The organism is Paraburkholderia suaedae, assembly GCF_040812055.1.
In the GTDB taxonomy this organism is placed as follows: domain Bacteria; phylum Pseudomonadota; class Gammaproteobacteria; order Burkholderiales; family Burkholderiaceae; genus Paraburkholderia.
Genome location: NZ_JBFOAH010000021.1, coordinates 42,012 through 66,065 on the forward strand (window position 1 = coordinate 42,012; position 24,054 = coordinate 66,065).

A 24,054-nucleotide genomic window follows, 5' to 3' on the forward strand; every position below is an offset into this window, starting at 1 on the left:
AAGCCGGAGTCGGTCTCCCCCACGCGGTTTTATGCGTGCGCAGCGTTCTGAAGCACGCTTAGCCGCCTCGAAAGGTCTCGCATGTGCCGTGCATCGCTCAGGTCGCTTCGGGACAGTTAACAACTCTCGACTGAACAATAGGCGGTAACCCTTGCTAGACTGCATGTCGCGCTGGATGATCTGGCCGTCCGCGCGAACCTCGGCATGGATCGCGACGGTCGCGATTCATGCTCCTCCCCCGCAAGCAAGCTAAGGAAACGCCATGATGAATCACACTTTGACGACCGCGGCCGGTGCACCGGTCGGTGACAACCAGAATTCGGAAACCGTCGGCCCGCGCGGCCCGATCACGCTGCAGGACTTCTGGCTGATCGAGAAACTCGCTCACTTCGACCGTGAAGTCATTCCCGAGCGGCGCGTTCATGCCAAGGGCTCCGGTGCATTCGGCACGCTCACCATCACGCACGACATCACCCGTTACAGCAAAGCCAAGGTCTTCGAAGTCGGCAAGGTCACGCCGCTATTTCTGCGCTTTTCCACGGTCGCGGGCGAACGCGGCGCAGCCGACGCGGAGCGCGACGTGCGCGGCTTCTCGATCAAGTTCTACACCGAGGAAGGCAACTGGGATGTCGTCGGCAACAACACCCCGGTGTTTTTTATCCGCGATCCGCTGAAATTCCCGGACTTCATTCATACGCAAAAGCGCGATCCGAAGAACAATCTGCGCGACGCCAACATGGTGTGGGACTTCTGGTCGCGCAACCCTGAATCGCTGCACCAGGTCACCATCCTGATGAGCGACCGCGGCATTCCGAAGAACTATCGGCAGATGCACGGTTTCGGCTCACACACGTTCTCGCTGATCAATGCGCAGAACGAGCGCTTCTACGTCAAGTTGCACTTCAAGTCCAAACAGGGCATCGAAAACTATACGAACGCCGAGGCCACCCAACTCATTGGCCGTGACCGCGAAAGCGCGCAGCGCGATCTGTTCGAACAGATCGAAAAGAAGAACTTCCCGCAGTGGCGCTTCTGCATACAGGTCATGCCCGAAGCCGAAGCGTATGCGCGCCAGGAAAACCCGTTCGACATCACCAAAGTGTGGTCGCATAAAGACTACCCGCTGATCGACGTCGGGGTGCTGGAATTGAACAGGAATCCGGACAATTATTTCGCCGACGTCGAGCAGGCCGCGTTTACGCCCGCCAATATCGTGCCGGGCATCGGCTTCTCGCCGGACCGTCTGTTGCAGGGGCGCCTGTTCTCGTATGGCGACGCGCACCGCTACCGGCTCGGCATCAACCATCATCAGATCCCGGTGAATGCGCCGCGCACGCCGAATGTGAACACCTATCATCGCGACGGCGGCATGCGCACGGACGGCAATCTCGGCGCCACGCCAAACTACGAGCCGAACCGGTTCGGGGCATTCCCGCAGGACGCATCGGTCAACGAGCCGCCGCTGAAGGTTGAAGGCACGATCCAGCGCTACAACCATCGTGACGACGACGACTACTTTAGCCATCCCCGTGCGCTATACAAGCTCTTCGACGCGGCGCAACGCGAGCGCCTGTACGACAATATCGCCGCGGCGATGGCCGGGGTGTCGAAGGAGATCGTCGAACGGCAATTGGCGCTGTTCGAAAAGATCGACCCAGGTTACGCGGAGGGCGTGAAGAAGGCGCTCGGCAAAACGCCGCCCGTTTCGGAAACTGCGTTGCCTTGAGCGATCGGTTCGAGCCACTGGCTTCGGCCACTGCCTTGAACCACTGCGCGACGTCGCCGCTTTGAGGCGTGGCAATGTGTGTTGCCGGTCGGTTGCGCGACCGGCAACCTTTCGATTTTCCGGCGATATCGCTTGGTCAATCAGCGGCCAAGCCCAAGTGTGCGCTTCGTCGCTGCACGCTTTCACCAACGCCTCGATAGCAGTGCGACCATGGCTTTTGCGCCTGCGGTTGTCATGACCGCCAATCCGCCGACGTCTTTATAAGAGACCGATCGCTGCGCACCGCCTTGCCCCTTCACCGCTTCTTAAGTTTCGCTTAATTGTTCCCTGCAACCATGGCGCACCATCCCCTGTTGGGCCGCCAGAACATCGGCGGCTTTTTTTAACGGGTATCGACAATACGTCGAAAGACGAACTGCGCGCCCGTCAAGAAGGAGTCAAATCATGGTTGAAGACACGGTATTCGAGCATCTGCGCGCTATGCCCGACAACGATTGGGTTCGCCAGATTCACTCTTGCAAGATCTCTGACCCGCTGCAGCCGCCTTGGGGACGCTCATACCGGCTGGTCGAATGGACCATGAAGCACACTCCCGAATCGAGCCGCCGGGTCGTCCCCGCGGAAAGCACACCGCTCGAAATCGCTCAGGCCGTCGTCTCCCATGTGCCCGGCCGCCGTTTCTGCCAGCACGGCGACGAGTAACTTTTCCGCATCCGGCTCACTACTTGCGCTCGCCGCGCAATGCGGCCGAAGCGCAATACTCCAGCGCATCGTCCAGCCGGTCGTCGCCCCAGAACATTTCACCGCCGACAAAAAACGTCGGCGCGCCAAAGATCCCCTTAGCCGCGGCCATGCTGGTCTGCTCGCGCAGGCGCAGCTTGTTCGCTTCGCTTTGCGCGTCGGCGATGATCTGCTGGGCGGGCAAGCCCACATCGTCGAGCGCTTCTTCGACCACATCCGCTGAACCGATGTCGCGGTCGTCGACGAAATTCAGTTGCATGATCTTGCGGCAGTACGCGCCCATCCATGGCTGCTCCGCGCCCAGCAGCGCCACGCGCATCGCGAGCAGCGCAGCTCGTGGAAAGACCGTGGGACGCGTGAGTGCCAGACCGTATTTGCGGCATTGGCGTTCCATGTCTTTCCATACGTAGGCGCCCTTTTTCTTTTGCAACACGAATGGCGAATCGTCGAAGCCCAGGTCGCGGAACACGGGGCCCAGCAGGAATGGGCGCCATAGAATCCGCACGCCATACGACTGCGCCCGCGCGTCGATGCGCATCACGCTGAGGTAACTGTAGTTGCTGCCGAAGTCGAACCAGAACTCGAGTTCGGCTAATGGTGCCGAGGTGTTTTCAGTTGATGACGCTTTGACGATCATGAATCGCCTCCAGATCATGTACGGTCTGCGACCATTCGCCGCCGCCGATGCGCTGCGCCTCTGCTCAACGGTCGCGCGGCACGTTAATGCTATGGGCTGCCCGTGCGCCCGGCAGCCGATCACGCCGTGAAGCATCGGCACGGCATACCGACCGCCATGCGTCTTTTATCACCGCAATCTCATCTTTAGCGCTGCCCACGCGGCTGGATTGCGCAGCCAGCCGCTAACGTGTTTGCGAAGCCACGCGCAGGCCAAGCGAAATGAACAGCACGCCGATGATCTTGTTTTGCCAGCGGGTCAGCCACGTCAAGCGCTTGACGAGTTTCCCCAGTGGGCCGATGGTCAATACCAGCAGCGTCGTGTAAAGCGCGCTCATGCCGACGAAGATCAAACCCAGCGTGATGAACTGCACAAACGTGGAACCGTGCTCCGGACGCACGAATTGCGGCAGAAAGGCGAGAAAGAACAGTGCGGTCTTCGGATTCAACAGTTCGGCGGGAATCGCCTGAAAGAACGCTTTCGCAGCAGATACCGGCGCGACCGCCGGCATGTGCGGGCTGTTCGCCGACTTTTTCTCACGCAGTGCGCGAACGCCCAGATACACCAGATAGGCAGCGCCGACCAATTTCACCGCGTTGAACGCGAGCGCGGAGGTCATCAGCAGCGCCGAGAGGCCGACGGCCGCGCCCAGCGTGTGCATGAAATCGCCGGCGGCAATGCCCAGACCCGTGAGAATGCCGGCCTTACGTCCGCCGTGTACCGTGCGCGTCAAAACAAGCAATACGGCGGGGCCCGGAATCAGAAAAAGGCCAAACACGACCGCAACGAAAGTCGCCAACGTAGATAGGTCAAGCATGTCGCCTCCTGTATCGACGCGCTGAACTCAATGGAGTCGCGCGTTCTGCCGGCAATTGTAGACGAATAGCCGAGTGGTCGCCGTCCCGAACCGGCGACGTGGCGACACTTCCGGTCCGCTTCTGCGCGATATCGGTGATAGTCGAAAACGGTATGCTGGCAAGACCGGCGTCCGAGAATGCTCGCCGCCTATCCGTGCACCAGCACGCCGCCAAGTGGCGGCATGTGATTCAGGCCGCCCCAGAAGCCGAGCGGCACCGCAGCCGTCGGCCGAGCGATGCGAGTTCTTATGAACATCGCCCGCCGCATTGCTTTTCAAGTTACGGAGGTGTGCAAAATGAATCTAGACACGCGCGCGGAACTCGCCCATCGGGTTAGCGTGGGGCGCAGCCAGGCGTCTGGACACTAGCGGCCATTGACATGCCTATATAATCAAAAAACCATCTCTCCATACGATTGCGAAAATACATTGCTGCCCGATATTTCGATTGCGGGGCCGAAGATGGCCGCCCTCGCCCCGGTGCTGTTTCCCGAAATGTCGAGGCGCGGCTCGGACCCTGGCGACCTGACCGGGTGGCTCGCTGCAACCGGTGCGCAGACGCAGACCGCGCCTTTACAGGTTCATTGCGCAAATCAAACATGAGTTACACCATTTCCACGTCATGCAGCAAAGAACTCGAAATCCGCAAGAGCCGCTTTATCGCCTTCGCAATACCTGTGGCCGATCGCGATGCCGCAATGGCCGAGTTGCGCCGGCTACGCGGTGAACATCCGGCGGCGACGCATGTATGCTGGGCGCTGCTCGCCGGCGGCCAGTCCGGCATGTCCGACGACGGCGAACCATCCGGCACCGCCGGCCGGCCGATTCTCGAAGTCCTGCGGCATCACGATCTGGATGGCGTGCTGGCCGCTGTCGTGCGTTATTACGGCGGCGTGAAGCTGGGTGCCGGTGGTCTGGTGCGCGCTTACACCGATGCCATCGCATCCGCTTTGCTGGACGCTTCGCGAATAGAAAGGATTGCTCAAGTTTCGTTGAGCGTGGAAGTGAGCTATGCCGAGGAGGCCAAAGTCCGCCGATGGATAGACGCGCACGGCTATGCGCTCGTGGATAGCGCTTATGCCATGCTGGTGAAGATGACGATCCGGTTGCCCGTCAACGCGCTCGACGATGCGCGGCGAACGCTGGTCGATATCACGCAAGGCAACGCGGGATTCCCTTGAGGAACCGGCGAATCCGTTGGGAACGCCTCGGGCATGCAACGCGTGTCCCGTCAGCACGCCCATGAGCCCGGCTCGCTGTTACCATGCTGTTCTTTACAGAGTTGACTCCACTGAAAAGGCCAAGCCTCTGACTTCGACTGCCGCTTTCTCCAGCACAGCGCCTGAGTCGCCGCAACCGGGCGCGGCTTCACCGCGCTCGACCTGCGCCGCGCGCTCGCCGTTGATTTCCACCGTGCGAACGGGTTGCGGTGCCGTCGCATTGCCGTTGCTGCTTTCCGCATGCTCATGGTCGTGGTTCGGCCTGAACGGCAGCGCCCCGCGCGCGAGCGCCCATCCTACCGGCTGGCTCAGCGTAGCCCCGACTCACGAGTTCGCCTACATGCCCGCGCGCAGCGGACGAATTTCGCCGAATCGCATCGAGAACACCGCGATGACCGGCGTCGTCCTCAAGGCGGATGTCGCCGGTACGGTGCGCGACAGCGTGGCGCGCAGCTTGCAGATTGCGGGCTTTCACCTCGACGAAGGCAAGCGTGTGCTCAGCGGCACCATCGAAGCCTTCAGCGTCGACGATACGCGCTCTCCGGCATTCTGGACGTTGAAGATGCGCTATGTGGTCGTCGATACGGCGACTCGCACGGTCGTATTCTCGACCACGAAGACAGTCAAACAGAAGTCGCCCAAATTCACCAATAACATGATCGCGATTCAGGATACGGTGAAGCTGAGCGTCGATGCGTTGATCCGCGATCCCGGGTTCGTCAAAGCCGTGAACTGAACCCGTCTGCAAAACGCACCTGCGTTGGAACCAGTGACATTCCAGCCGGCCGGCTCCGCTACAATCCGGTTACACGTGTCGCGCGGCTTTGCGCGCGATTGTTCGGAACGCAACGTTCAGGTGCAAGTCATCATGTCCATCACCGCGTGGCTATTGTTTCTGCCCGCCTGCTTCGCGATCAACCTCGCGCCCGGGCCCAACAACCTGTTGTCGATCAACGTGGCGGCGCAGCATGGCTTCGTGACGGCCTTCGTCGGCGGCACTGGCCGGCTGGTCGCATTCGCGATGATGCTGGTGCTCGCCGCGACCGGCCTCGCTGTCGTGTTGCACGCATCGCAGTGGTTCTTCCTGGCGATCAAGCTGACCGGCGCCGCGTATCTGATCTGGCTGGCCGTTCAACTATGGCGCAGCGAGGCGCCCGCAATCGACACCACCCAACCGCAGGATGCTTCGCTCGGACGCATTGCACGGCAAGAGTTTCTCGTGGCGGCAGGCAACCCGAAAGCAATTCTGGTCTTCACCGCATTTCTGCCGCAATTCGTCGATGTCGCGAAGCCGATGCTGCCGCAATTCGCGGTGCTCGGTGCGAGCTTTCTGGTGCTCGAGTGGGTGGCGGTCGCGCTCTATTCCTGGGCGGGTATGTATCTGGGCAAATGGTTCGTGCGCGCGAAGGTTCGGCGGTGGTTCAATCGCGTTTGCGGCGGGTTTCTGGCGGCGATCGGAGTGAGTTTCCTGCTCGTGCGGCGAGGATAGCGCTTTGCACGCGCAAGTTGCGTGACGTGCTATCCGGCCAGGTGTACACGTTCAGCCGCATTTTCGCGACTTCCTCCATAAGCAATTGCTAATGCTTCGGCCGAGAAATTTTAACTATCTGCATTCGTCGCGCCCCTTTATGCTCAGACAGTGACCTGCTGCCGCGCGAAGCGACAGCGGTAGCGGGCAAGCGACTTTTCACAGTCACGGGAGCGGCATCATGAAGATCTGTATCTTCGGAGCGGGAGCAATCGGCGGTTTGATGGGCGTGCAACTGGCACGCGCCGGCGCAGACGTGAGTTTCGTCGCCCGTGGCGCACATCTGGCGGCGATGCGCGAACATGGCGCACGCCTGATCATGGACGGCCAGACGTTCAGCACGCCGGTTCGCTGCACGTCCGACCCGGCTGAACTCGGCGTACAAGATTTCGTGATCATCACGCTGAAGGCGCATTCGCTGCCCGGCGTGGTCGACGCGATGCAGCCGCTGCTCGGCAAGCACACGGCGATCGTCACCGGCGTCAACGGGATCCCCTATTGGTACTTCTACCAACACGGCGGACGCTTCGCGGGTACGCGCCTCGCGAGCGTCGACCCGGACGGCGGTCAATGGACCAAGCTCGGACCGGAACGGGCGATCGGCTGCGTGCTGTACCCCGCGGCGGAGATCGTCGAGCCGGGCGTCATCAAGCATGTGTACGGGAAGAAATTCCCGATCGGCGAGCCGAGTGGCGAACGCACGCCCCGCATTCAGCAACTGCACGAAATCATGCAGGCCGCGGGCTTCGAAGCGCCGATTCGCGAGAACATCCGCGACGAAATCTGGCTCAAGCTGTGGGGCAACCTGTGCTTCAACCCGATCAGCGCATTGACGCATGCCACGCTCGACGTGATCACCAGCGACCCGGGCACGCGCGCGGTATCGCGCACGATGATGCTCGAAGCCAAGCGGATTGCCGAGCAGTTCGGCGTGCATTTCCGGGTCAATGTGGAACGGCGGATCGACGGCGCGGGCGCGGTCGGCGCACATAAAACGTCGACGCTGGTCGATCTGGAAAATCGCCGCCCCATGGAAATCGATCCGCTGCTGACGGTGGTACAGGAAATGGGGTGCCTCGTCGCCGAACCGACGCCTACGATTGACGTCGTGCTTGCGCTGATCAAGCTGCGCGAGCGGATGGCATTGCAGGGCGATTGAGCGCAGCGTCGTCACATCCCGTTGTTCGCGGCAATCTCGCCGCAATAAAAAAGGATCGAACGCCAATGCGTTCGATCCTTTTTGCTCTCCCGCGCGACTGCCCCGATTGCGTTACTGATCGATCGCGAGCCAGACCGCCTTCGGCTCGGTGAAGTTTTCGATCGCGACATCGCCATGCTCGCGGCCGAAGCCCGAGTCGCCGGCCCCGCCCCATGGCAGACGCACGTCGGTATAGCCGTAGGTGTTAATCCACACGGTTCCCGCTTTGAGGTCGCGCGCCACCCTGTGCACGCGTCCGATGTCCGCGCTCCATACCCCCGCCGCGAGGCTGTACAACGTGCCGTTAGCAATCCTTATCGCATCCGCTTCGTCGTCGAAGCGAATCACGCTCGCAACCGGACCGAAAATCTCCTCCTGCGAAATGCGCATTTCGTGTTCGACGTTGGCAAACACCGTCGGCTCGACGAAGAAGCCACGCTCGCCGACCCGCGAACCGCCGGTCACGAGCGACGCGCCCTCCGCGCGTCCCGCGTCGACATAGCCGAGCACGGTCTTCATCTGCGCAGCGGAGATGAGCGGACCCATCGACGTTTCTCGCGCCGACGGGTCGCCGATTTTGATCGACTTGGCGCGCGCGGCGAGCCGTTCGACCACTTCGTCATAGACGTCGCGATGCGCGAGGATACGCGAGCCTGCGGAACACACCTGGCCGGTGTTGAAGAAAATGCCCGACGCCGCGGCGCGCACTGCATTGTCGAGATTCGCATCCGCAAAGATCAGGTTCGCCGACTTGCCGCCGAGTTCCAGCGTGACACGTTTGAAGTTGCTCGCAGCGCCCTGCAAAATGCCGCGCCCCACAGACGGCGACCCTGTGAACGTCACTTTGTCGACGCCCGGATGTGCGACCAGCGCATCGCCGACCACACGTCCCTTGCCGGTGACGATGTTCAGCACTCCCGGAGGTACGCCCGCTTCGAGCGCCAGCTCGCCGATACGCAATGCGCTAAGCGGGGTGATCTCGGCGGGCTTGACGATCAGCGTGCAGCCGCATGCGAGCGCCGGTGCGATCTTCCACATGCCGATCATCAGCGGGAAATTCCACGGCACGATCGCGGCGACCACGCCCACGGGCTCGCGTACCGTGTACGTCAATGCATCGGGGCGCGTCGGCACCACTTGACCGTTGATCTTGTCGCACCAGCCTGCGTAGTATTCCAGCGTATCTATCGCGGCCGGAATGTCCTGGCGCATCACTGCCGCAATCGGCTTGCCGGCATCGAGACTTTCGAGCGCGGCGAGCTCGTCGAGATTCGCGCGCATCAGACCGGCGAGCCGCATCAGAATGCGGCCACGCTCGGCCGCGCGGATCGAGTTCCATACCTTCAGGGCCGCGCGTGCGGCCACCACCGCGGTATCCACGTCCGCCGCGCTGCCTTGGGCGACCATCGCGATCGGCTCTTCGGTGGCCGGGTTGATGTCGACGGAATACTCGCCCCCGCCAGGCGGCAGACGCTTGCCGTCGATCAGCAGATCATGGTGTATGAGGTCCGTTTGAGTTTCCATCATGAAGCTCCTTGAGTGGATGTCTATATCGCGGACTGCCGGAAAAGCGACTGACTTGCAGCGCCAGCAATCGGGGCCGATGCTGAGGCTTGCGAGAGACAGTCGACTTTGTGCCCCTATGGCGCGCGGACTGACTGTAAAGCGGGCGATGCGGCAAACGTTCGCCCGCCCGCTGCCGCATCACACGCAAGCCCCACGTTCTGCGAAGCAAAGTGCGCCGTCCGTTTATTCCCCTGTCTGCTCCGGCCAGTGGCTCAAGCGGGAAGCGTTGCGGTTGTTGCCCGCGGCCGCCAGCACGCCTTGAGGTTCTTGAGGCTCGTTGGCCGATTCGATCCAGCGTGCGCGCATCGGCTTGAGCAAAAGCTTCGCCGAAATGCCCGCGGCAATCGTGATCGTGGCGGAAACGATGAAAACCAGATTCCAGCCACCCGCCGCAGCGAGCACCGATGCAATCGGTACGAGCAGAGACGCCGTACCTTTCGCGGTGTACAACGTGCCCGCATTCGCAGTCGCATATTTGCTGCCGAAGGTATCGGCGCAAATGGCCGGGAAGATCGAAAATATCTCGCCCCAGAAGAGAAAGATCAGCGCGGCGAACGTCATGAACGCATACGGATTGCTGCCGAAGCGCATCATCCCAAGCAATGCCAGGCCCTCGCCGATGAAGATCAGGAACATCGTGTTTTCGCGGCCGATCTTGTCGGAGATGAAACCGCACAGTGGACGCGTCAAGCCGTTGAAGATGTTGTCGATCGAAAGCGTCATGGTGAGCAGCGGCAAGGTCAGGCCGAAGATCGACATCGGAATGCGGGCGAGGCCCCAGTCTCGCGCGATCGGACCGAGTTGCGCAGTCGCCATCAAACCGCCCGCCGCGACCGCCACGAACGACGCGTAGATCACCCAGAACACCGGTGTCTTGATCATCTGCCGCGATGTGAAGTCGACCTTCGACACCGCGAATCGGCTACTGCGCAGTGCTTTCTGGTGCAGAGCCGGCCTCACCAGAAGCATCGCTAGCAACAGAATGGTGACGCCCTGGAAGATGCCGAAGAAGAAGAATGCATGCTCGTAGCCTGAGTGCGTAATCATCCTGGCAATCGGGACCACCGTGATCGCGGCGCCCGCGCCGAAGCCCGCGGCCGTCAACCCCGCGGCGAGTCCGCGCCGATCGGGAAACCACTTGAGCGCATTGCCGACGCAGGTGCCATACACGCCGCCCGCGCCGAGCCCACCAATGAAGGCCGCCACGTACAGCACCCCCAGGCTCGTCGCATATGAGTTCAACACCCACGACAAGCCCGCGCAGACTGCGCCCGCCGCCACGACGGGCCGTGGCCCGAAGCGGTCCACCAGCCAGCCCTCGAAAGGCACCAGCCAGGTTTCGGTCAGGATGAAGATGGTGAACGCGAGCTGGATGGACGCTTCGCTCCAGTGATGCCTGGCGTGCATCGGTCCGACGAACAAGGTCCACGCGTATTGCAGGTTGGCCACCAGCGCCATGCACGCAATGCCGATAACGAGTTGCCACCACCGACCGCCCCAGAACATGCGAGTCGGGGTTTGCTGGGTAATATTGTCCATGAGCCTTGTCTCCACTATGTATTTAGTGCAGCCGGTCAACGTCCCGAAGGAAGTCCCCTCGGGGGAACACGCCGCGCTGTATGTGTCCACCTTATGGTTTAAACCCCGAAAAGCCTTGCCATTCGGGAAGATTTAATTTTTGTTTTTCGGCTTCTTTAATACACCGGACTCCGAACACCCCAATTTCCCGCAACGCTGATTATTCCGATCATTAATACGCCGAGGTGGACACCGCCGGGCTGTTGGGTGCGCCCCGCTTGCGATGCAAGCGTTAACCCGAGTGTTTCACCGACAATTTGGCTTATACAGAACCATGCTAGGGTCATTGCTAAATTACTAATAATTAAAGTTTGTTATTATGTCGATTCACGTTTGCTTATATATCGGCGATGACAATGCGCAATGCAACACTGCGGCAATTGAAGGTCTTCGAAACGGTGGCGCGCCATCTGAGCTTCTCGCGCGCCGCAGAGGAATTGCACCTGACGCAGCCCGCCGTCTCCACCCAGGTGCGGCAACTCGAAGAACACGCGGGCTTGCCGCTCTTCGAGCAGTTGGGAAAAAAGATCTACCTGACTGCGGCCGGCACCGAAATGCTCCACTACAGCCGCGCGATCATTCAGCAATTCCATGAAGTCGATCAAGCGATGAGTCAGCTCAAGGGCGTCTCGGGCGGCAAGCTCAACGTGGCGGTCATCAGTGCCGGCGATTACTTCTTTCCCCGGCTCCTCGCCGAGTTCACGCGCCGCTATTCCGGCGTCGCACTCAATCTCGCGGTGCACAATCGCGAACAACTGTTGCATCAACTCGCGACCAATCAGACCGACCTGGCGGTCATGGTGCGTCCGCCGCACGAGACCGACGCGACCAATGAGCCCTTCGCGCCGCATCCGTATGTCATCGTGGCCGCGCCCTCGCATCCGCTCGCTCACGAGCGCAACATCCAGATTAGTCAATTGGCGAACGAGGCGTTCATCGTGCGCGAGCGCGGCTCGGACACATGGAATTCGATGGAAGAAGGCTTTGCCGGGCGTCTTGCGAATCTGAAGATTGCGATGGAGATCAAAAGCACCGAGACGATCAAGCAGGCGGTGATCGCCGGCATGGGCATTGCATTTCTCTCCGCGCACACGATCAGCCTCGAGTTGCAACTGGGGCACCTCGTCGTGCTGGACGTAGAGGGTTTCCCCGTCATGCTCAACTGGTACGTGGTGCACCGCAAGAACAAACGTCTGCCGCCGGTGGCGCTCGCGTTCAAGCGCTTCCTCATGGAAGAAGGCGCGAGCCTGATCGAGAAGATCACGCGCGTGAAGGAATTGAGCGTATATAAAGAGTAGGCTATGGAAATCCAATAAAACTTTAACTATTGCAAATCGTTCAGTACTTCTATGCTGCAAGCGAGTTCTCTCACCTGGCAGCCGAGGAGGCCGATCATGAACCATGCTCCCGTTGAATCCCGCACCGTCAGCACGCATGCTGCGCGTCCTTCCACAGACCACGCCGACGACGCTCACCTGAGCGCCTACAACGCCGCGTTCAGCGACCTTGGCCTGCGCTTTCGCTGGGACGGGGCGACGCTCGACATGCTGAAGGAATTCACTGGTGAAGTGGCCCGAATCACCGCGTACATCGAGCGGTATCACAGTCATCTTCATCGCGCATACGATGCGGACTTTCTGGCGCAACTGATCTTGCACAAGAAACACCAGTACTACAGCGAGTTCGCGTCGGCCGACTGAGAACGTCGGCGGGCCGAGGCTCCCTTCGGGGGCAGGCTCAGGCCCGCCGAGTTTCGCGCTGACTGTCGTGCCGGTTCGCATATTCATATATTTAGCGACGCGTAATGACATGGGTCGGGCGATGCCAGGCACCCATGCGTTGACGCCTGATCGCGCTGGCGCTCGCACGTGCGCCTCGACGATCTCGATATGCCGACGCGCGCAGCGTGCCTGGCGTCGTCTCACGCAGTGTCCACGCCTCTTCCTCTGCGCCATGCCACTCGATCTGGGCGAGCAGTCCACGCTTGGCCCACGCGAGGCCAGATGAGCGCCCTGCAAAAGCATGCATCTGTAAAGCGTGGCCCGGATGGCTACCGGCATCGTCCGCTTCCGAGTATTCACGGCTCGTCATCAAATGCACGCCTAGCGAGCATGCCAGCGCGCTCATCGCCAGCAGCGCGGCGAGTCCGAACGGCTGCGCCTGCTCGGTCACGAAGCCGTAGCCCAGCCATGTACACAGCAACATCGCAAGCACGTTGACGATGCGGTGGCCAGGACGGGTCGCCGCGTTCAATTGCAGCGCACCGCGCAATTTGTATAACGCAATCGCGCAAGTCGCGAAGATCAGCGCACCGATGAATACCGCGGCATAGAGCCCGATTCGCTCGACATTGCCGCCCCCCGTGGCCGCCGACAGATAGCGCGCTATCCCGCTCGACATAACGGCGAGGCCCATGCCGCTGCCGAGCAGCGTGACAAGACCCGGCCGCCGCGTCAGATCACGGCCGCGCACGAGCCATGCGCCTAAAGCGGCGCCTGCTACGGACGCGTCGATCAGCGCGTCGCTCGCGCCCATGCCCGCCGCCAGCAAGCCTGCAAGCACGGCGGCCAACGCGCCCGCTTGCCAATACGGTCGATCGGTCGATCGCCGCTCCTGCAGCCGGGGTCCGAGAGCCGCAAGCGCAACCGTCAGCACGGAGACCAACGCCGCGGCAAGCGCTGCTGCCAGCGCTGCCAACACGCTCATCCACGCGCTAGTATCAAACGTCTGCGGCATGCGTGATTCTCCGAGTTGCGTGGCAGGGACGCGGCCCGCTGGCCCAATACTTCTTCCTTCAGGCCGCTCCCGCCGTTGCGATTGTCCCCGACTGAGCAGCGTCGTCCGTGCGTCCGGCGACGCTCAACGTATTGCTGAGCGTGCCGATACCGTCGATCGTGATCGCCACCGTCGCGCCATCCCTGATCGATCCGACGCCGACCGAAGTCCCGCACGCGATCACATCGCCTGGCTCCAGCGTGAGATCCTGCGAGATCAGGCTGACCTGCTCGGCGGGTGAAAACACCATGTCGACGAGCGGATAGTGCTGCCGCTCGACGCCGTCCAGCGTCGTGACGAGATGCGCCTGCCGCCAGTCGAAGCCGGAGACGATCGCGGGTCCGATGCAGCAAAACGTATCGAATCCTTTCGCGCGGCACCACTGTGGAAAGTGCGGATTTTCGTTGAGCAGATCGGCGGCGGTCACGTCGTTGACGAGCGTGTAACCGAAGATCGCATCAGCCGCCTGTTCGAGGCTCGCATTGCGGCAGCGCCGGCCGATCACGATGCCCAGTTCGCCTTCGAAGACGATCTTGCCCGCATAGCTGGGCGGCCGCAGGATCGGCTCGCCCGAGCCGATCACCGAGCCTGCCGGCTTGAGCAGAAAGAGCGGATGCGCGGGGACGGGTTTGTCGAGCTTCGCCGCCAGCGCGTGATAGTTGTTCCACAGCGCAACGACCTTGCCGGGTGCGCACGGCGCCAGCGGCGTCAATGCGCGCGAGGACAGCACCGCGCCGGTCGGCACCGGCTGCTCGAAACTCTCGTACTCGTGCAGATAGCCGCCTTCGACCCGGCCGAACACGATGCCCCCGTCGTTCGACATGAACCGCATCCACGTATCCATACATCGCTCCCTGCGCGCTTCGGCACGCTCTTTCGTTGACTGCGGACGTTGACTTGCGCGCTCAGATCGCGCCGGCCGTACGCAACGCGCTGATCTGCTCGGGCGAATAGCCGAGCTCGGCCATCACTTCATCCGTATGTTCGCCGAGCAGCGGCGAGCGCTTGACCTCCGTCGGACTGTCGGACAATTTGATGGGATTGCCAACCGTCAGATATTTGCCGCGCGTCGGATGATCCACTTCGACGATCGTGCCGGTTTTGCGCAGCGAAGGCTCTTCGGCGATTTCCTTCATCGACAGGATCGGGCCGCAGGGAATGTCGTAGTTGTTGAGAATCTGCATGGCCTCAAACTTGGTTTTGGTCATGGTCCAACGTTCGATCTCGGCGAAAATCTCCTTCAAACGCGGCAGGCGCGCGGGGGCCGTCGCGTAGTCGGGATGCGTTGCCCACTCTTCCTTGCCGATCACGTTGCAGATCTTCGCCCATACCGGCGCCTGCGTGATGAAGTAGATATAGGCGTTCGGATCGGTCTCCCAGCCCTTGCATTTCAGAATCCAGCCCGGTTGACCGCCGCCCGACGCATTGCCCGCACGCGGCACCGCTTCGCCGAACTTTCCGTTCGGATATTGCGGATACTCTTTCATCACGCCGGTTCGATCGAGCCGCTGCTGGTCGCGCAGTTTCACGCGGCACAGGTTGAGCACGCCGTCCTGCATGGCGGCGAGCACGCGCTGACCGCGACCGGTATGCGTGCGCTGATACAGCGCCGTGACGATGCCCAGCGCCAGATGCAAGCCCGTGCCGCTGTCGCCGATCTGCGCACCGGTGACGACCGGCGGGCCGTCGTCGAAGCCGGTCGTCGAGGCCGCGCCGCCCGCGCATTGCGCGACGTTTTCATAGACCTTGCAGTCCTCATAAGGTCCGGGACCGAAGCCCTTCACCGAGGCCACGATCATGCGCGGATTCAGTTCCTGAATGCGCTCCCAGGTGAACCCCATGCGGTCCAGCGCGCCCGGCGCGAAGTTCTCCACCAGCACGTCACAACTCTGGATCAACGCTTCGAGCACCCGCTTGCCTTCTGGGTTCTTCGTGTCGATCGTGACCGAACGCTTGTTGTGATTGAGCATCGTGAAGTACAAGCTGTCCACGTCCGGGATGTCGCGCAACTGCTCACGCGTGATGTCGCCTGCGCCGGCCCGCTCCACCTTGATGACATCGGCGCCGAACCATGCCAGCAATTGCGTGCAGGTGGGTCCCGATTGGACGTGCGTGAAGTCGAGAATGCGCACACCGTCGAGTGCTTTGCTCATGTCGTGTCTCCTGAAGGCTGCGATTGCTTGTGCATAGTGTGATTCTTGGTGGCGGGCGCGGACTCGCGCGCGTCCACCGGGATGTTCACCACCGTGAAACGGCCGGTGCGATGGATCGCTGCGCGAGCGCGCTACGAAGCGCCGGCTCGCGCGCGCCTTCGCAGTGGCCGCCGAGATGCAGCATCGGGCGCTCGGAAGGGAACGCCTTGGCGATGCCGGTCACTGTGTTCGTGCAGTCGCCGGCGGGCATGACCGCCCAGCGCGACTCGCCGGTGTGACGCGCGTAGCCGTCGGCCGGATGGGCGGCGACTTGCTGGTGACGCACGTCGAGGATGCGCATGCATTCGTTGACACGGCCGTCGTCACTCTCGATGGTGCGAGCGCCGCTCAACTGGAAGCGTGTCAGGCCGCGTTGGACTTTCAACGCCGCCGCGAGCAGATGGCCGCCCGAGACGACGCCGGCATCGTGGGCTTCCTGCCTGGCCAGGTCATCGGCTGTCGTGCTGCCCACTCGCGGCGTCACCCGTGAAACAACTTCGGACATACTCGTCTCCTGTCACTGCGCAGTGCATGGTTGAAAACCCACGCATCCGCTTCGACATGCTTTTCCTCGTTACCGAGCGATCCTACGGTTCTACATACAGTATGTGATATATCAGTTTCCGGCAAGACCGATTTCAACCTGCGCGCTTCCGCGGGCTAACCGTGCGCCGGCCTGCTACGTATGGTTTTGCGTCGTAAGATCGGTGGAATTGCGGCTGTCCACAAGGGAAAACACTGATACGAGCTACATGTCGCCGTCCGTTTGATATATCACATACCACATTTCATCATGCGTCAAGCGCGCGTTTTCCCTGCCCACCGGCCGGGCGCTTGCCCGCCCATCACGAAAAAGGCCCGCGGTGTTTTCACACCGCGGGCCTTGGGTCGTCCGCCACGCCGGTCAGAAGCTCAGTCCGCCGTCAGTCCAGAAAGTCGCAGTTCGCCTCGACGAATGCCGCGAGATCCAGCGAATGCTGACGCACCAGCCGCTCGGCCAGTTCGGTATCGCGCTGCTCCAGCGCCTCGATGATCCGCAGATGATCGACAATCGAACGCGACGCGCGGTCGCTCTGCGAGATCGTCATGCGCCGGATCGCCCGCACATGAATGAAGATGTTCTTGATCGTGTCGAGAATGATCTGCGACTTCGACAGTTCGACAATGGCTTGATGAAACGCGATGTTGGCGTCCGAATATTCGGCGATGTGCTCGGCCGGCGTCGCGTCGCGGAAATTGTCGAACATGTGCCGCAGGCGCGCGATTTCCTCGTCGCTGGCGTGCAGCGTGGCCAGACGCGCCGCCATACTTTCGAGCGCCGCCCACATCTGGATCATTTCGACGATTTCCCGCTTGCTCTTGCGCACGATGTAGATGCCGCGCCGGGGCACCATGCGCAGGAAGCCTTCCTGTTCCAGCAGGGTCATCGCCTCGCGCACCGGTGTGCGGCTCACGCCTAGCGATTCGCTCAGCACCCGCTCGTCGAGACGGATTTCCTCGTGGTTCTGGTAGATATCCGCGTCGGCAATTGCCTGACGCAGCATTGCATACGCCTGATCGCGCAGGCTGGCGCCTGCGCCGATGGGCTGCAACGACAAGGTGAGCGGAGTCGCCACCGATTCAGTTCGAAGTTCCGACGACATTCATCGCCTCTGCTTGAACATGCGCACGATAAGACGTCCGCGCCACCCCGCCGCCCTGCTCAGCGACGCCGACGAAACGGCCATGTTGCGACGCGAGCTGCGCGACTGGCTGCGGAATCCACTTGGTCAACAACACGGTGGCGGCAGCGCCCCAACCGACAACAGCAATGGCGAACAGCATGAGCGGGACGAGATCCACGTGTAGCTCCAGACAAATGAGTAAGTAAGTGCCTTAATTATATGCTGCAACGCCGCATCTATCAATATTCGGTATGTAGTATATCAGCGGTATGTTGTTTTATGGGGACATCTGTCCGGTGAGCGCAATTCCACCGTAACACGCGCTGGCCCGCGCCGCTTGGCCCCCGTCGCGACCGTTGCACGTCATGCACGGCTCGGCGGAAAGGCGAAAAACGCGCGCCGAACGCGCAGCGGCGTTCGACAAGCGCAAAACTGCCGCAAGACGGATTGTGCGATCGCCTCGGCGACACTGACCTGCCGGCCACCCTGCCATGGATCGACGGCGGCCACTGTCCAGGTCCGGCGCGCTTCCGCAATTCACAAACACGTGCTACAGCCGCGGCGTTCAGGTCGGCTACGGCGTGGGTCTGGTGCAGTCGACCGGTCTGGTCGCGCTGATCAGCCGTTCGATGGACAACGCGTCCTTGCAGCCTTCCCAGCTCGAAAACGCTTACCCAACACTCTCACCAGGACAATGCCTTATGTTCTGGACCTTCATATTGCAAGTGCCATCCTCGAGGCTTATCGTTGCCCCCGGCGAACGCCGCCGCGCATTTGCCCATGTCACATGAAAACAGAATGCATATAGAAAACCAGTGCGAGCCTGCTGGGTTTTCGCTGCCGCGCCCAAAGCATCGCGTACGAAACGACGATAACAACGATGTCCTCGACGGAGACCACCATGAGCAGCATCACCGAACCGGGGGGGCAGCCAGGCTCCGCCCCATTCTTTTCGAAGCAGGCCACCGTTGCGAAGCCGGGGTTTTCGCGCTGGATGGTCCCGCCCGCGGCCCTTGCCGTCCACCTGTGTATCGGCCAGGCGTACGCCTTCTCCGTGTTCAACGGGCCGCTGACCAAGGTGATCGGCATCACCCAATCCGCGCCCGATGACTGGTCATTGACCGCGCTCGGCTGGATCTTTTCGCTGGCGATCGTCTTCCTCGGTCTGTCGGCCGCGTTCGCGGGCAAGTGGCTCGAACACGTCGGCCCGCGCCGCACGATGTTTACCGCCGCATGCTGCTTCGGCGGCGGCTTCCTCGTGTCGGCGCTCGGCGTCTATCTGCATCAGATCGTGTTGCTGTATCTCGGCTACGGCGTGATCGGCGGGATCGGGCTGGGGCTCGGTTACGTGTCGCCGGTGTCGACGCTGATCCGCTGGTTTCCGGACCGCCGCGGCATGGCGACTGGCATGGCGATCATGGGGTTCGGCGGCGGTGCGATGATCGCCGCGCCATTGTCGGTGGGGCTGATGAGCCACTTTCGCAGCGCGACGAGCGTCGGCGTGGCCGAAACGTTCGTCGTACTAGGCATCGCCTACTTCATCTCGATGTCGATCGGCGCGCTCGCAATCCGCGTGCCGGCCGCCGCCTGGAAGCCGGCCGGCTGGACGCCCGCCGAGACCCCGCAGAAGAAGATGATTTCGCGCAATCACGTGCATATCGATCAGGCGCTGAAAACGCCGCAGTTCTACCTGATCTGGCTGGTTCTGTTTCTCAACGTGACGGCCGGCATCGGCATTCTCGGCCAGGCGTCGGTCATGATTCAGGAGAGCTTCAAGAACACGGTCACAGCGGCGGCAGCGGCCGGTTTCGTCGGGCTGCTGTCCTTGTTTAACATGGGCGGCCGTTTCGTATGGGCCTCGGCTTCGGACTGGATCGGCCGCAAGAACACCTACTCGGTGTTCTTCGTGCTGGGCGCGGTGCTGTACTACCTCGTGCCGAGTTTTGCGACGTCCGGCCAGATCGCATTGTTCGTGCTCGCCTATTGCGTGATCCTGTCGATGTACGGCGGTGGCTTCTCCACCGTGCCGGCTTACCTGGCGGACATGTTCGGAACCGCATTCGTCGGCGGAATTCATGGCCGCCTGCTGACGGCGTGGGCCGCCGCGGGCGTCGCCGGGCCGGTACTGGTGAACTACATTCGCGCGTACGAAGTCGCGCACGGCGTCGCCAAAGCGGATGCCTACACCATGACGGTTCACATCATGGCCGTGCTGCTGGTGATCGGCTTTATCTGCAACCTGCTGGTCAAGCGTGTGGACGACAAGCACCACATGACCGAGGCACAAATCGCAAAAGGCGCCTGAGGAGATACGCATGTCGACCGCTCATATTCAAACCGCGCCACGCCCCAGCAAGGTGAAGCTCGCCGTCTTCTGGCTGTACGTGTTGATTCCGCTGGCATGGGGTGTGATCAATACGATCTCGCAAGCGACCAAGCTGTTCAAATAAACGCAAATAAACGCTCCCGCTGCACGCCGCGCGTCCGGACGACGGGGTGCAGGCGGCGCGGCGGCGCGTACACGACGAGCCGCCGCCCATGCCGTCACGAACTTCGTCCCTACGCCTTCTTTGCGCCGCTCACGCGCATTGCACTTCCGCCTTCGCTACCGCTCTTCTGGCTACCACCTTTCGCTACCACTGATAAGCCGCGCCCGCGCCGACCGTCGTCGTGGCCGAGCTGATGCCGGCGCCGACTTTCACCTTGAGATTCTGCGTGACGCGCGCGGACAGGGCGACTGCGACCGCCTGATAACCCTTGTACCCGGCGGTCGCGACACCGAGCGCGAGGTTCTTCGTCGCATCGACCTCCGGCACCATGGTCAGTGCGATAGCGGATGCGGTGCCCGAGTAAGCATTGCGCGCGATTTCGCTGAGGCCGCCCTGGAACTGCTGCATGTTCACGGCGTCGCTGGGCGCCTGACCGGCGGCGAGATGGGTGATGCGCCGCTCGTTGTCCGTTGAGCCCACCGACACGGTGCCGGTCTCATCGGCCACCGAGCCCTCGCCGAGTGCCACCGAATTCGGCGCTGACGCTTTGGCGCCGCCGCCGATCGCAACCGAGCTGTTGCCGATCGCCTGCGCCGCATCGCCGGCGCTCTTGACGGACACGTACGCGTCGCCGGTGGTTTGAACGTTATTGATGGCCTGGCCGAGGCTGCTGATCTGCTGATTCGTGCTATAGAGTTGCGCGCCGGTCACGGCATCGGTACTGGTAGGCGATAGTTCGCCATCCTTGAGATTGGTCAGCTGGACCTTCGGCGCATCCGCCGCCGTGCCGCCCAGTGTGACCCTGTCATGGGCCGACGTATCGTATTGCACCGCATTCGCGACCGCACCGTCGAGGTTGCCGATGGTGGTTTGCAAACCCGCGATATCCGTGCTGTTTTGCGTGACACGGCCATCCAGGTTGGCGAGCGCGCCGCCGACATTGTTGACGACGGTACCGCCCACGTTATAAGACGGCGCGGTCACGGTGCCGTCCGCATTGACGGTCGCACCGCCGCCCAGCGCGACGGCCGTGCTGGCCGCTTGCGCATACAGTTGCGAGCCGTTGACCGCATCGCTGCTGGAGGGACTGACTGCGCCGTGCGCCACGCCGGTCAACACCCGATTGCCCGCCGTGCCGCCAATGTTGACGACCGAGCCGTCCGTGGCCGCGCCGACGTTGATCGCGCGCGAGGCCGGGTCTTGCGTGACCATGCCGATGCCGCCGCTCGCCATGTTCTGCTGCAAAGTGGTCAGGCCGTTGTCGAGTGAGCCGAGCGCGTCGCCGACCGTGGCTTGCGTGCCGCCCTGCATGTGATATGTGGGCCCGCTCACCGAGCCGTCGGCGTTGATCTGCGCACCGCCGCCCAAGGCGGCCACCATCGGTTTGAGCTGACCAAGACTGACCGCGGACGCGTCTGTCGTGCCCGCGGCGATGCCGGTCAACTCGCGCGCGCCGCCCGTGCCGCTGAAATCGACGCGCGCGCCATCCGTGTCTTTCGCAACGCTGAGATCGCGCGACACCTGATCCTGCCGGACGAGGCCGATCTCGCCGTTTGCGATCTGATTGCTGATGTTGGTCACGTCGCCCTCCACGATCGACGTGCGCAAATCGAGGTTGGCGATCGCCGAGGTGTTGTCGGTGACGCGCTGGTCGAGACTGGTGATGTTGCTGGTGTTCTGCGCGACCGCCTGATTGGTGCCGAACAGCTGCGCGCCGTTGACCGCGTCGGCACTGTCGGCGGCCAGATTGCCGGCGCGCACGTTGGTGACCTGGACCGGCACAGCTGGGTTGCCCAACGAGACCTTGTCATGCGCTGCGGAGTCGTACTGCACTGCGTCGGTGGCCGCCCCCATACTGGTCGTGACCGCTGCCGCGAGGGCCGCGCCGACGTCGGTGTACGTCGCGCCGCCGATGCTGTACACAGGCTTGTGCACCGTGCCGTCCGGGTTGATTGCGGCGCCGCCGCCGAGCGCTTCGACGACCGGACCGAGTTGCCCCAGATTGACCGCCGAGCCCGCCGCCGTGCCCGCCGCGACGCCGAGCAGCTCCCGCGGGCCCGTGGTGCCGGTGAAGTCGACGTGCGTGCCGTCCGTGCTGTTCGCGACGCGCAGATCGCGCGAGACCGGGTCTTGCTGAACGAGACCGAGCGTGCCGTTGGTGATTTTGCTGAGGTTGTTGGTGATGTCGGTAATCGACGACGCATTCTGGCTGACCGCCTGTTGGACGCCATACAGCTGTGACCCGGTGACGGCCTCGGAGCTGTCCGCGCTCACGGCGCCGTCGGCCACGTTGCGCAGCTTGACGGCCGTGCCCGGGTTGCCGAGCGTCGCGACGTCGTGCTGCGCGCTGTCGTAGCGCAATGCGTCGGCGCTCGCATCCGCGCCTTGCGATGCGGCTGCGGCCAGCGCGGCCCCTACGTCGTTGTAGGTTTTGCCGCCGAGGGTGTAGGTCGGCGCGACGACGGCGCCGTTCGTGTCGATCGACGCGCCGCCGCCGAGCGCGGTCGCTACTCCCGCGAGCTGCCCGACGTTGGCCGCGTCGGTGGCTTGCGTGCCGGCGGCGAGATAGGCGATCTGCCGGTTCTGCGTGCTGTTGCCCAACGACACCACGTTCGCGCGATCCGCGACCGAATCGCCGCCTATCGCCACCGAACCCGCCGCGCTGGCCGTGGCATTCGTGCCCACCGCCAATCCGTTGACGCCCGCGCCCGCAGCGAACGCGTTGTAGCCGATCGCCACCCCGCCAGCGGTCGAGGCGTTGGCGTAAGCACCGATCGACGCGCTATTGAGTCCGATCGCGCGGGCGTTGTAGCCGATCGAAATCGCGTTGTCCGCCATCGCGCCGACCGTGGCTCCCGCGCCGAGCGCAGTCGAGAACGCCGACATCGCGCCCGCCGAAGCGCCGACCGCCGTTGCATTGCGGCTGGCCACGCCCGACGCCGCGCCGATAGCGAGCGCATTGACATTCGCGGCCACCGCCGCGGGGCCGATCGCCATCGCATTCAGATCGCTTGACGCGCTGGTGCTGGTGCCTTGCACGACATTGGGGCTGACGGCGATATAGTCGGTCACCGGTGGCGTGACGGCCGCCGCGAGTGTCGCGACCGGCTGCGAAAAGCCAGGCGCCGGCGTACCGGAGAACGCGCTGGCGTTGTCGACGGCGGCGCTGCGCGCGGCATCTTCGGCGGCGGTTGCCGGCGTGCTCGACGTTTGCGCACTCAGCGCCTCTACGACGTCGAGACAATTTGGTGCGCGGGACGTGCAATCGTCGGCGCGCGCTGCCTGTGAAAACGCCAACGCACTCAATAGACCAGCGCTGGCCGCCAGCAGCGCCCGGCAAGCCGACGCGGCCGTGATGGCGCCGGCGCTTGTGGCGCTTCTGGCGCTTCTGGCGCTTGTGTCGCTCGTGGCGCTTATCGCACCTGTCGCACCGCGACGCCCGGCCAATTCCGATGCGGCGGTGTACGTGCGGGTCGTCGCGTTCCATAGGGTTTTATGGGTCTTGTTCAACATCCCTCCCAACGTTTATCGAAACACACTGGCCAAGGTTTTATTATGGTTTCCTAAGTATTTGACACGAACGGGCTCAAACCTGGGAGCACAGCGCGCCTCGACTTGGCCGACAAAGGCGAAGTGGAAGTGTGTTGAACGCGAGCAAAAAGGGGAATACGCAAACTCCTAAAAGAGCTATAAACAAGCTCTAATAGGCTAAACGATATAGTGCGTTTCGGGCGTTAGAGGGATATCGGGAGAACTGTCTTATGCCAACTCGAATTTCATAGGCCGTTTTAGGTGGTTTTCAGAGCAGCCGCGAACCGCGTTCCAGCGCTCACATCCCGCCCCGC

General features: G+C 62.4%; 21 protein-coding genes. 10 read left to right on the forward strand and 11 right to left on the reverse strand.

Annotation, left to right across the window (positions count from 1 at the left end; all coding sequences use genetic code 11):
• Nucleotides 1-262 precede the first annotated feature (262 nt).
• Nucleotides 263-1,726, forward strand: a complete 1,464-nt coding sequence (locus tag ABQJ48_RS25265; RefSeq protein WP_367840690.1) for a catalase — start codon at nucleotides 263-265, stop codon at nucleotides 1,724-1,726.
• 444 nt (nucleotides 1,727-2,170) lie between these two features.
• Nucleotides 2,171-2,428 (forward strand): DUF2866 domain-containing protein, encoded by a 258-nt coding sequence (locus ABQJ48_RS25270; protein WP_367840691.1) that lies wholly within the window; start codon nucleotides 2,171-2,173, stop codon nucleotides 2,426-2,428.
• A gap of 19 nt (nucleotides 2,429-2,447) precedes the next feature.
• Here the strand turns inward: ABQJ48_RS25270 and ABQJ48_RS25275 are convergent, their stop codons facing one another.
• A complete protein-coding gene (locus tag ABQJ48_RS25275; RefSeq protein ID WP_367840692.1) occupies nucleotides 2,448-3,104 on the reverse strand; it encodes a 2-hydroxychromene-2-carboxylate isomerase in 657 nt (218 codons plus the stop codon).
• A 223-nt stretch (nucleotides 3,105-3,327) separates the two neighbouring features.
• On the reverse strand, nucleotides 3,328-3,960 hold the full coding sequence (locus ABQJ48_RS25280; protein WP_367840693.1) for a LysE family translocator: 633 nt from the start codon (nucleotides 3,958-3,960) through the stop codon (nucleotides 3,328-3,330).
• A gap of 638 nt (nucleotides 3,961-4,598) precedes the next feature.
• On the opposite strand from ABQJ48_RS25280, the gene ABQJ48_RS25285 reads away from it, so the two are divergent.
• From ABQJ48_RS25285 to ABQJ48_RS25300, 4 genes are all read left to right on the forward strand, one after another.
• The gene (locus ABQJ48_RS25285; protein WP_367840694.1) at nucleotides 4,599-5,180 is read left to right on the forward strand and encodes an IMPACT family protein; all 582 of its coding nucleotides are present in this window, start codon (nucleotides 4,599-4,601) and stop codon (nucleotides 5,178-5,180) included.
• A 232-nt stretch (nucleotides 5,181-5,412) separates the two neighbouring features.
• Nucleotides 5,413-5,955, forward strand: coding sequence for a hypothetical protein (locus ABQJ48_RS25290; protein ID WP_367840695.1), 543 nt, complete (start codon nucleotides 5,413-5,415; stop codon nucleotides 5,953-5,955).
• A 132-nt stretch (nucleotides 5,956-6,087) separates the two neighbouring features.
• On the forward strand, nucleotides 6,088-6,708 hold the full coding sequence (locus tag ABQJ48_RS25295; protein WP_367840696.1) for a LysE family translocator: 621 nt from the start codon (nucleotides 6,088-6,090) through the stop codon (nucleotides 6,706-6,708).
• Nucleotides 6,709-6,928: 220 nt separating this feature from the next.
• Nucleotides 6,929-7,906 carry a 2-dehydropantoate 2-reductase gene (locus tag ABQJ48_RS25300; protein WP_367840697.1) on the forward strand — a complete coding sequence of 326 codons (978 nt, stop codon included), beginning with the start codon at nucleotides 6,929-6,931 and terminating at the stop codon, nucleotides 7,904-7,906.
• A gap of 111 nt (nucleotides 7,907-8,017) precedes the next feature.
• Here ABQJ48_RS25300 and ABQJ48_RS25305 read toward each other — a convergent pair whose 3' ends face one another.
• Both ABQJ48_RS25305 and oxlT read right to left on the reverse strand, forming a co-directional pair.
• Nucleotides 8,018-9,469, reverse strand: a complete 1,452-nt coding sequence (locus ABQJ48_RS25305; protein WP_367840785.1) for an aldehyde dehydrogenase family protein — start codon at nucleotides 9,467-9,469, stop codon at nucleotides 8,018-8,020.
• Nucleotides 9,470-9,694: 225 nt separating this feature from the next.
• Nucleotides 9,695-11,050, reverse strand: a complete 1,356-nt coding sequence (gene oxlT / locus ABQJ48_RS25310; RefSeq protein ID WP_367840698.1) for an oxalate/formate MFS antiporter — start codon at nucleotides 11,048-11,050, stop codon at nucleotides 9,695-9,697.
• A gap of 389 nt (nucleotides 11,051-11,439) precedes the next feature.
• Here oxlT and ABQJ48_RS25315 point away from each other — a divergent pair, with 389 nt between their 5' ends.
• Nucleotides 11,440-12,387 carry a LysR family transcriptional regulator gene (locus tag ABQJ48_RS25315; protein ID WP_367840699.1) on the forward strand — a complete coding sequence of 316 codons (948 nt, stop codon included), beginning with the start codon at nucleotides 11,440-11,442 and terminating at the stop codon, nucleotides 12,385-12,387.
• A gap of 96 nt (nucleotides 12,388-12,483) precedes the next feature.
• On the forward strand, nucleotides 12,484-12,789 hold the full coding sequence (locus ABQJ48_RS25320) for an HAD family hydrolase (RefSeq protein WP_367840700.1): 306 nt from the start codon (nucleotides 12,484-12,486) through the stop codon (nucleotides 12,787-12,789).
• Nucleotides 12,790-12,880: 91 nt separating this feature from the next.
• Here the strand turns inward: ABQJ48_RS25320 and ABQJ48_RS25325 are convergent, their stop codons facing one another.
• From ABQJ48_RS25325 to ABQJ48_RS25350, 6 genes are all read right to left on the reverse strand, one after another.
• Nucleotides 12,881-13,825: an NAD(P)(+) transhydrogenase (Re/Si-specific) subunit beta gene (locus tag ABQJ48_RS25325; protein ID WP_367840701.1), complete on the reverse strand. Its 945-nt coding sequence runs from the start codon at nucleotides 13,823-13,825 to the stop codon at nucleotides 12,881-12,883.
• Nucleotides 13,826-13,883: 58 nt separating this feature from the next.
• Nucleotides 13,884-14,708: a fumarylacetoacetate hydrolase family protein gene (locus ABQJ48_RS25330; RefSeq protein ID WP_367840702.1), complete on the reverse strand. Its 825-nt coding sequence runs from the start codon at nucleotides 14,706-14,708 to the stop codon at nucleotides 13,884-13,886.
• 61 nt (nucleotides 14,709-14,769) lie between these two features.
• A complete protein-coding gene (gene frc, locus ABQJ48_RS25335) occupies nucleotides 14,770-16,017 on the reverse strand; it encodes a formyl-CoA transferase (protein WP_367840703.1) in 1,248 nt (415 codons plus the stop codon).
• Between the two features lie 85 nt (nucleotides 16,018-16,102).
• Entirely contained in the window at nucleotides 16,103-16,561 is a 459-nt protein-coding gene (locus tag ABQJ48_RS25340) for a thiamine pyrophosphate-binding protein (protein WP_367840704.1), read from the reverse strand.
• 418 nt (nucleotides 16,562-16,979) lie between these two features.
• Nucleotides 16,980-17,699 carry a GntR family transcriptional regulator gene (locus ABQJ48_RS25345; protein ID WP_367840705.1) on the reverse strand — a complete coding sequence of 240 codons (720 nt, stop codon included), beginning with the start codon at nucleotides 17,697-17,699 and terminating at the stop codon, nucleotides 16,980-16,982.
• Nucleotides 17,677-17,898: a hypothetical protein gene (locus tag ABQJ48_RS25350; protein ID WP_367840706.1), complete on the reverse strand. Its 222-nt coding sequence runs from the start codon at nucleotides 17,896-17,898 to the stop codon at nucleotides 17,677-17,679. Before ABQJ48_RS25350 ends, ABQJ48_RS25345 begins: the two co-directional genes overlap by 23 nt.
• Before the next feature lie 723 nt (nucleotides 17,899-18,621).
• On the opposite strand from ABQJ48_RS25350, the gene ABQJ48_RS25355 reads away from it, so the two are divergent.
• A complete protein-coding gene (locus ABQJ48_RS25355) occupies nucleotides 18,622-20,025 on the forward strand; it encodes an L-lactate MFS transporter (RefSeq protein WP_367840707.1) in 1,404 nt (467 codons plus the stop codon).
• A 10-nt stretch (nucleotides 20,026-20,035) separates the two neighbouring features.
• The gene (locus ABQJ48_RS25360) at nucleotides 20,036-20,170 is read left to right on the forward strand and encodes an MFS transporter small subunit (RefSeq protein ID WP_367840708.1); all 135 of its coding nucleotides are present in this window, start codon (nucleotides 20,036-20,038) and stop codon (nucleotides 20,168-20,170) included.
• Between the two features lie 183 nt (nucleotides 20,171-20,353).
• Here ABQJ48_RS25360 and ABQJ48_RS25365 read toward each other — a convergent pair whose 3' ends face one another.
• Nucleotides 20,354-23,722 carry a YadA-like family protein gene (locus tag ABQJ48_RS25365; RefSeq protein ID WP_367840709.1) on the reverse strand — a complete coding sequence of 1,123 codons (3,369 nt, stop codon included), beginning with the start codon at nucleotides 23,720-23,722 and terminating at the stop codon, nucleotides 20,354-20,356.
• Nucleotides 23,723-24,054: the final 332 nt, after the last annotated feature.

Bases quoted from the DNA above. Each gene is read 5' to 3' on its own strand.
- ABQJ48_RS25265 (WP_367840690.1), top strand. From the start codon at position 263: ATGATGAATCACACTTTGACGACCGCGGCCGGTGCACCGGTCGGTGAC.
- ABQJ48_RS25270 (WP_367840691.1), top strand. From the start codon at position 2,171: ATGGTTGAAGACACGGTATTCGAGCATCTGCGCGCTATGCCCGACAAC.
- ABQJ48_RS25275 (WP_367840692.1), bottom strand. From the start codon at position 3,104: ATGATCGTCAAAGCGTCATCAACTGAAAACACCTCGGCACCATTAGCC.
- ABQJ48_RS25280 (WP_367840693.1), bottom strand. From the start codon at position 3,960: ATGCTTGACCTATCTACGTTGGCGACTTTCGTTGCGGTCGTGTTTGGC.
- ABQJ48_RS25285 (WP_367840694.1), top strand. From the start codon at position 4,599: ATGAGTTACACCATTTCCACGTCATGCAGCAAAGAACTCGAAATCCGC.
- ABQJ48_RS25295 (WP_367840696.1), top strand. From the start codon at position 6,088: ATGTCCATCACCGCGTGGCTATTGTTTCTGCCCGCCTGCTTCGCGATC.
- ABQJ48_RS25300 (WP_367840697.1), top strand. From the start codon at position 6,929: ATGAAGATCTGTATCTTCGGAGCGGGAGCAATCGGCGGTTTGATGGGC.
- ABQJ48_RS25305 (WP_367840785.1), bottom strand. From the start codon at position 9,469: ATGGAAACTCAAACGGACCTCATACACCATGATCTGCTGATCGACGGC.
- oxlT (WP_367840698.1), bottom strand. From the start codon at position 11,050: ATGGACAATATTACCCAGCAAACCCCGACTCGCATGTTCTGGGGCGGT.
- ABQJ48_RS25315 (WP_367840699.1), top strand. From the start codon at position 11,440: ATGACAATGCGCAATGCAACACTGCGGCAATTGAAGGTCTTCGAAACG.
- ABQJ48_RS25320 (WP_367840700.1), top strand. From the start codon at position 12,484: ATGAACCATGCTCCCGTTGAATCCCGCACCGTCAGCACGCATGCTGCG.
- ABQJ48_RS25325 (WP_367840701.1), bottom strand. From the start codon at position 13,825: ATGCCGCAGACGTTTGATACTAGCGCGTGGATGAGCGTGTTGGCAGCG.
- ABQJ48_RS25330 (WP_367840702.1), bottom strand. From the start codon at position 14,708: ATGGATACGTGGATGCGGTTCATGTCGAACGACGGGGGCATCGTGTTC.
- frc (WP_367840703.1), bottom strand. From the start codon at position 16,017: ATGAGCAAAGCACTCGACGGTGTGCGCATTCTCGACTTCACGCACGTC.
- ABQJ48_RS25340 (WP_367840704.1), bottom strand. From the start codon at position 16,561: ATGTCCGAAGTTGTTTCACGGGTGACGCCGCGAGTGGGCAGCACGACA.
- ABQJ48_RS25345 (WP_367840705.1), bottom strand. From the start codon at position 17,699: ATGTCGTCGGAACTTCGAACTGAATCGGTGGCGACTCCGCTCACCTTG.
- ABQJ48_RS25355 (WP_367840707.1), top strand. From the start codon at position 18,622: ATGAGCAGCATCACCGAACCGGGGGGGCAGCCAGGCTCCGCCCCATTC.
- ABQJ48_RS25360 (WP_367840708.1), top strand. From the start codon at position 20,036: ATGTCGACCGCTCATATTCAAACCGCGCCACGCCCCAGCAAGGTGAAG.
- ABQJ48_RS25365 (WP_367840709.1), bottom strand. From the start codon at position 23,722: ATGTTGAACAAGACCCATAAAACCCTATGGAACGCGACGACCCGCACG.